The following is a 7,210-nucleotide window of genomic DNA, read 5'->3' on the forward strand; positions in this document are numbered from 1 at the left end:
ATACCTTGGATAATATCAGCTATCGCATTATCGGACTGGGCTTTCCCCTGCTGACCATCGGGATTATTGCCGGGGCGGTCTGGGCGAACGAAGCCTGGGGAACCTATTGGAGTTGGGATCCGAAAGAAACCTGGGCGCTCATCACCTGGTTAGTGTTTGCCGCTTATCTTCACGCCCGCATCACACGAGGATGGCAGGGTCGTCGCCCCGCTATCCTCGCTTCTGCAGGATTCGTGGTGGTTTGGGTGTGCTATTTGGGGGTCAACCTACTGGGGAAAGGATTGCACTCTTACGGTTGGTTCTTTTAGGAAAAACCGTGAATCTTTATCGTAGCTCGTCTATTTCTTTGCACGTTCTTTGACCAAAGGATTCAAAAATTTCTAACACTAGAAATAGGCATGCTAGACTCTCCCCCCGTAGCTCTGCTGTGTGCGACGGGGGTTTTTTCATGGAAATTTATAGCCGTTCGTGCAGGTCGAGTGGTTTGTCCCATTAGTGACTTATTCTATGGAAGCTTGCCACGCCATTACGGATCGACGATCGAACCCATAAACACGATCGTTCCCGTACGGTTCTCGCGAATCGCGCATAAAAAAGGGCGATCGACAACCATATTAAATGGTTCTTGAATCTCTCGAGCTGAAGTTGCCACAACCCCAACGGAGGTAGAAGCTGCGGCTTCCGTTCCTTGCTCGTTTACTTCAATAAACGTTTTATGTTTAACTCGATCGATTGCTAAATTTGGCGGTGATGTTCTTATTTTTGAAAAATTTGCTCGATCGCGATCGAAGACGACTTTCATTCCTAGAGTTTTCAAGGTTTCGTTTAAGACGATCTCGTACTCTAACTCAAACTTGGGAACTCGAACCGAACCCGGCTTTAAAATAAATTCACTCATCCAAGTTTCCCAACTTAAGTCATTTAAGCCATCAACAACTTGAGATAATTTAATGTCTTCTTTCGGTAAAAATATATAAAAACTAAATTGTCCGTTTCCATAGGGCAAGCTAACACCTTGAAAGAGCTTATTTTCTAGATACTGATAGTCTCCAGTTTGCGACATCAAAGGATGTTGCTTTTGATTGCCATTAATAGAGGTAAAGGTTTGTTCTGTCGTCGCCTCGCGCTCGAACGGCTTGCTCCAGTCTCCTTTAAAATAAATGGCATTAATTAGAAACAGAATGGTGTCGGGAGGAATGCGATCGATAATGCTATCGATTTTCCCTTTCGTATTTTGCTTTACCCAGTTATTAATCGTTGCGGGAGCATTGGCTCGATCGAAGTCGATTTCGGTGACTTCGGCTTGGTAAAATTTCTGAGTATCGTTTAGAAACTTCGCATTAAAATCAATTCCTAAATTTGCCCAAAGTGCATTTGCAATTGCCAATTGTACGTTTTCATCTAAGTTTTCAAGCGTCGATTTTAGTGCCTCATAAGCATTATTCACCTCCTCGATACTCATCTCCTGCAACTCCAAGGTTCGAGCCATAGCTGCTTGCGTTTCGCCACTCGCCCCGTTGTAGGTCATGGCCAGTGCAAAAGCAACACTTGCCGGCGAAATCAAAATATTGCGATCGCTTTGTTCTCGGTAGATTTGCGAGAACAGCTTGACGGCAAATTTTGTATTAGCAGCAGTAAGCTGTGGATCGATCGAGGCACTGGAGATGGGTTGGGAATCGAAAGATGGGGTATCTTCAGAAATATCCTCAGAATCACTAACATCAGGGGAATGGACGGTCGAATCGTCAATACACCCGATTGCCGTCAAACTCAAGATCGCAATTCCACAAATCGAGAATATTTTCAGATGCTCACATAATTTCTGTTTCATCTCATAGATACGCACTCGATTTGTCACAATTCTCTTCTCCCCGATTTCCCTCAGTCGCCAACCATCCATCGGCTGGACAGTATCCATAACGTTCATTGGGTCTGTCGTTGTTTTACACCCTACACCTTACATCCGACCTGAACCCGCAACCTTTATGTTTTGTCTAGGCCGCGATCTTCGAAGACGCTGGTGCGATCGTCTGGTTGAGGCGAGCGTTGCCAAATAAATATAACAATTCCCGCCAAATTTAAGCTCTAATGCCTACAATCGCATTTGCGCTCTATTTATTCTCGCCGAGCAGATTCAATGGCAGCATCTCCCCAATTTTCCGCGCCACAATCCAAGCGATTTCGCCAGCTACAGGCTCAGTTGCGCGAGCGCTGGCAAACCATCGATCGATTTGACTGCAACGACCATGATATTTTAGTCATTCCTTCCCTTTCTCTCGATCCCCAAGAAATGTTGAAAGTTGAAGGGGTACACCACTACGAAGAACGGCTGCTATTTTCCCTAATTCGCCTGTGGAATCCTCAAACTCGGCTTATTTACATTACCTCTCAACCTCTGCCGTCCATCGTCATTGACTATTATCTGCAATCTCTTCCCGGCGTACCCTTCTCCCACGCACGCGATCGCCTGTTACTCTTTTCCACCTACGATGCCTCCCCAAAATCTCTCACCCAGAAAATTTTAGAACGCCCCCGCCTGCTCGATCGCATCCGAAAAGCTTTGCGCCCGGATAAATCCTACATGATTTGCTACAACTCGACTCATTTAGAGCGAAATTTGTCCTTGCACTTGGAGATTCCGTTACTTGCTTCCGATCCGGACTTGCTGTACTGGGGAACGAAAAGCGGCAGTCGGCAGATTTTTGGTGAAGCTGGAATTCCCCATCCCGACGGAAGCCTGTCGATCGAGACGGCAGAGGAACTCGCCGAGGCAGCAGCACAACTCTGGGAAAGGCAACCGACGTTACAGCGCATCGTCGTCAAGCTCAACGAAGGTTTTTCGGGGGAGGGAAATGCAGTGCTGCACTTGCCACCAGTAGAGGATGTTCCCCCCAACAATCGGGTGGCGGCGATTCGCGATCGCTTTGAATCCCTGCGGTTTCAAGCCGCGAACGAAACTTGGGCGAATTTTTCGAGCCGAATTCCCGAGTTGGGTGCGATCGTCGAAGCGTTTGTGGAAGGATCCGAAAAGCGATCGCCGAGCGTTCAAGGACGAGTGACACCCCTTGGAAATGTAGAAATTCTCTCTACTCACGACCAAATTTTAGGCGGTGCTGACGGTCAGGTTTATTTGGGATGTCGGTTCCCTGCCGATGAAGCCTATCGACTGCAACTGCAAGAATTGGGGAGACAAGTGGGAGAGAATTTAGCGAAAAAAGGAGTTCTCGAACGGTTTGGAGTCGATTTTGTTGCCGTTCGCCAAGAGGATAAGTCGTGGGATATACAGGCGATCGAAATCAACCTTCGCAAGGGGGGCACCACACATCCATTGATGACCCTGAAACTGTTAACGAACGGACGCTACGACGCGGCAACGGGTCTATTTTACAGCCAGCAAAAACAACCGAAATATTATATTGCCTCGGATAATTTACAAAAACCGACCTATCGAGGATTGTTGCCTGAAGACTTGATGGACATTATTGCTTGTCATCGTTTGCATTTCGATAGCAGTACGGAGACAGGAACGGTGTTTCATCTAATCGGTTGTCTCTCGGAATTTGGCAAGTTAGGATTGACCTGCGTGGGCAACTCACTTCGACAAGCCCAGGAAATTTACGATTGCGTCGAGCAAACTTTGGATGCGGAAACTCGATCGAAAATAGGATCGGAAGATACAAGCGATGTCGATCGAGCGACTTCTACCCAACAGGCAAATGTTTCGGTCAACCCAATGAGGTGGTAGGCATTTTAACCGTTCGAGTCTCTGGCGGGTTCTCAATTCTACGCTTTAAGTATTCGTCGATGGCACAATATATTTCACGCGCTCTCTCGCATTTATAACTAGCGGTGAACCTCTTCAAAATCCAACCCCTGACAGCCGACTTACTCCCCGCCGTTGTCGAACTCGATGACCTCTGTTTTGGTGGACTTTGGACATTGGAGGGCTATACGCGAGAACTCGATAGTCCCAATAGCGATTTGTTGGTGGTCTCGGTGGCAACGAGTTCTTCAGATGGAGATCGTGATTTAACGCCCACCCTCATCGGATTGGGGTGTGTCTGGGCGATCGTTGATGAAGCTCATATTACCCTACTTGCCGTTCGCCCCGGCTACCAAAAACGAGGATTGGGGACGGCCCTGTTCGTGACGTTATTACAGACATCGTGGCGACGAGGACTCAAACAAGCCACATTAGAAGTGCGCGCTTCGAACCATGCCGCATTGTCCCTATACCAAAAATTCGGTTTCCAAGAAGCCGGACGACGGCGGGGTTACTATGCCGATACCGGTGAAGATGCTTTGATTCTGTGGAGGGGTGGATTGCAACACCCCCAGTTTGAAACAACATTGATGACTTGGAAGCAGCAAATTCACCATCGAACTCGATCGAAAAATTGGGTTTTTATCGAGTAGAAAAAGATTGACTTCGCACCCTTTGAATTGTTGAAGATAAAGGAATTGGCCCAGAACGAGTATTCTGAGAATTTTGATGGGAGATTTTAGATTTAGACAGTTCCCGACAAATCGAACCATCATCGATCGAAATTCACAAATTTTCCCGATATTTCGATCGATGTAGTTATCGATACAGCACTTCGACCGATCCGATGAAGTTCGGTTGGGGGCGTACTCCCGATAGCACGAACCCCATGAGGTTTGCTATGCTAAGTTCAATTGATGGGTAGGTAGCAGGTCGTTAGCTCCGTCTTCAAAACTGTTCGGTAATGGAAACGCACCATGTTTGAACGCTTTACAGAAAAAGCCATTAAGGTAATTATGCTCGCCCAGGAGGAAGCTCGCCGCCTGGGACATAATTTTGTCGGTACCGAGCAAATCCTCCTGGGTTTGATCGGCGAAGGCACCGGGGTCGCAGCAAAAGTCTTAAAGTCGATGGGAGTCAATCTCAAAGACGCTCGGATTGAAGTTGAAAAAATTATCGGTCGGGGTTCGGGATTTGTCGCTGTTGAAATTCCTTTTACTCCTAGAGCCAAGCGCGTGCTGGAGTTATCTCTAGAAGAAGCGCGTCAGCTCGGACATAATTATATCGGAACAGAGCACTTATTACTGGGTTTAATCCGCGAAGGCGAAGGGGTCGCGGCCCGCGTACTCGAAAACTTAGGAGTCGATCTGTCGAAAGTTCGCACCCAAGTCATTCGGATGCTTGGCGAAACGACCGAAGTTCCAGCCGGTGGTGGTGGCGGTCGCAACAAAACGCCCACGCTCGATGAGTTTGGTGCCAATCTGACTCAAATGGCCTCTGAAGGCAAGCTCGATCCGGTGGTGGGTCGCCAGAAGGAAATCGAGCGGGTGATTCAAATCCTCGGTCGCCGAACCAAAAATAACCCCGTTTTGATTGGCGAACCTGGGGTGGGTAAAACTGCGATCGCCGAAGGTTTGGCTCAGCGGATTGCGAATAACGATATTCCCGATATTTTAGAAGACAAGCGGGTTGTCACCCTCGACATCGGCTTGCTGGTTGCCGGAACCAAGTACCGAGGTGAGTTTGAAGAGCGTCTCAAGAAAATCATGGATGAGATTCGCTCTTGCCAGAACGTGATTCTGGTGATCGATGAAGTTCATACCCTGATCGGTGCTGGAGCAGCAGAAGGCGCCATCGACGCGGCTAACATTCTCAAACCCGCTCTGGCTCGCGGCGAACTCCAGTGCATCGGCGCGACCACCCTCGATGAGTATCGCAAGCATATCGAGCGAGATGCGGCTCTAGAGCGCCGCTTCCAGCCGGTGATGGTAGGCGAACCGACGGTGGATGAAACCATCGAGATTCTCTACGGCTTGCGGGAACGCTACGAGCAACACCACAAGCTGAAAATTTTGGATGAGTCCCTCGAAGCGGCTGCCAAATTGTCCGATCGCTACATCAGCGATCGCTACCTACCCGATAAGGCGATCGACCTAATCGACGAAGCGGGTTCGCGGGTTCGGTTGATCAATTCCCAGTTGCCACCAGCAGCCAAAGAGTTGGATAAGGAATTGCGTCAAGTCCTCAAAGAAAAAGATGAGGCGGTGCGTTCCCAAGACTTCGATCGAGCTGGAGAATTGCGCGATCGGGAAATGGAAATCAAAACCGAAATTCGCTCGATCGCTAGCAACAAGAAAGCGGAGGCGACGGACGAAGCCAACGAAGGACCTCACGTAACAGAAGAGGACATCGCCCACATCGTTGCGAGTTGGACGGGGGTTCCGGTCAATAAGCTCACGGAATCCGAGTCCGAGAAGCTGCTGCATATGGAGGATACTCTCCACCAGCGCTTAATCGGTCAAGAAGAAGCTGTCAAAGCCGTCTCCCGCGCCATTCGTCGCGCTCGCGTCGGTCTCAAGAGTCCCAACCGCCCGATCGCCAGTTTCATCTTCTCCGGCCCCACTGGAGTCGGTAAAACCGAACTCACCAAGGCGTTAGCTGGCTACTTCTTCGGCTCGGAAGATGCGATGATTCGCCTGGATATGTCCGAGTACATGGAGCGTCACACCGTCTCCAAACTCATCGGTTCGCCGCCGGGATATGTCGGCTATAACGAAGGCGGTCAGCTCACCGAAGCCGTTCGCCGTCGTCCCTACACCGTGGTGCTATTCGACGAAATCGAAAAAGCACATCCCGATGTGTTCAACATGCTGCTGCAAATCCTCGAAGACGGTCGCCTGACCGATGCCAAAGGACGCACGGTAGACTTCAAGAACACGATGCTGATTATGACCTCCAACATCGGCTCGAAGGTGATCGAGAAAGGTGGCGGCGGTCTGGGCTTCGAGTTCTCCGTCGAGGACGAAGCGGAAGCTCAATACAACCGGATTCGCAACTTGGTCAACGAAGAACTCAAACAGTACTTCCGTCCCGAGTTCCTCAACCGTCTCGATGAAATTATCGTCTTCCGCCAGTTGGTGGTCGAAGAAATCAAGGAAATCTCCGAAATCCTGCTCAAGGAAGTCTTCGGTCGTCTAACCGAACAGGGGATTACCTTAGAAGTCACCGATCGCTTCAAGGATTTGTTGGTCAAAGAAGGCTACAATCCCAGCTACGGGGCGCGTCCTCTCCGTCGGGCGATCATGCGTTTGCTAGAGGATAGCTTGGCTGAGGAGATTCTCTCCGGTCGCGTCCAGGACGGCGATACCGCTGTGGTGGATGTAGACGAAGATGGCAAGGTAAACGTACTCTCTTCCGACCAGCGCGAACATTTGCCCCATGGGGCCC

The 7,210-nt window shown here is 49.5% G+C and carries 5 protein-coding genes; 4 read left to right on the forward strand and 1 reads right to left on the reverse strand.

From position 1 onward, the window contains the following. A partial coding sequence (gene ccsB, locus IQ235_RS14210) for a c-type cytochrome biogenesis protein CcsB (protein ID WP_264322106.1) occupies window positions 1-308 on the forward strand: 308 nt, incomplete at its 5' end. Window positions 309-526: 218 nt separating this feature from the next. Here ccsB and IQ235_RS14215 read toward each other — a convergent pair. Continuing rightward, window positions 527-1,831: a serpin family protein gene (locus IQ235_RS14215; protein ID WP_264322107.1), complete on the reverse strand. Its 1,305-nt coding sequence runs from the start codon at window positions 1,829-1,831 to the stop codon at window positions 527-529. 306 nt (window positions 1,832-2,137) lie between these two features. Between IQ235_RS14215 and IQ235_RS14220 the strand changes: the two genes are divergently transcribed. The 3 genes from IQ235_RS14220 to IQ235_RS14230 all read left to right on the forward strand — a co-directional run. Further along, window positions 2,138-3,745, forward strand: a complete 1,608-nt coding sequence (locus IQ235_RS14220; protein WP_264322108.1) for a peptide ligase PGM1-related protein — start codon at window positions 2,138-2,140, stop codon at window positions 3,743-3,745. 104 nt (window positions 3,746-3,849) lie between these two features. Continuing rightward, on the forward strand, window positions 3,850-4,416 hold the full coding sequence (rimI, locus tag IQ235_RS14225) for a ribosomal protein S18-alanine N-acetyltransferase (RefSeq protein WP_264322109.1): 567 nt from the start codon (window positions 3,850-3,852) through the stop codon (window positions 4,414-4,416). A 324-nt stretch (window positions 4,417-4,740) separates the two neighbouring features. Beyond that, on the forward strand, window positions 4,741-7,210 hold a 2,470-nt coding region (locus IQ235_RS14230), incomplete at its 3' end, for an ATP-dependent Clp protease ATP-binding subunit (protein ID WP_264322110.1).

The organism is Zarconia navalis LEGE 11467 (genome assembly GCF_015207075.1).
In the GTDB taxonomy this organism is placed as follows: domain Bacteria; phylum Cyanobacteriota; class Cyanobacteriia; order Cyanobacteriales; family Geitlerinemataceae; genus Zarconia; species Zarconia navalis.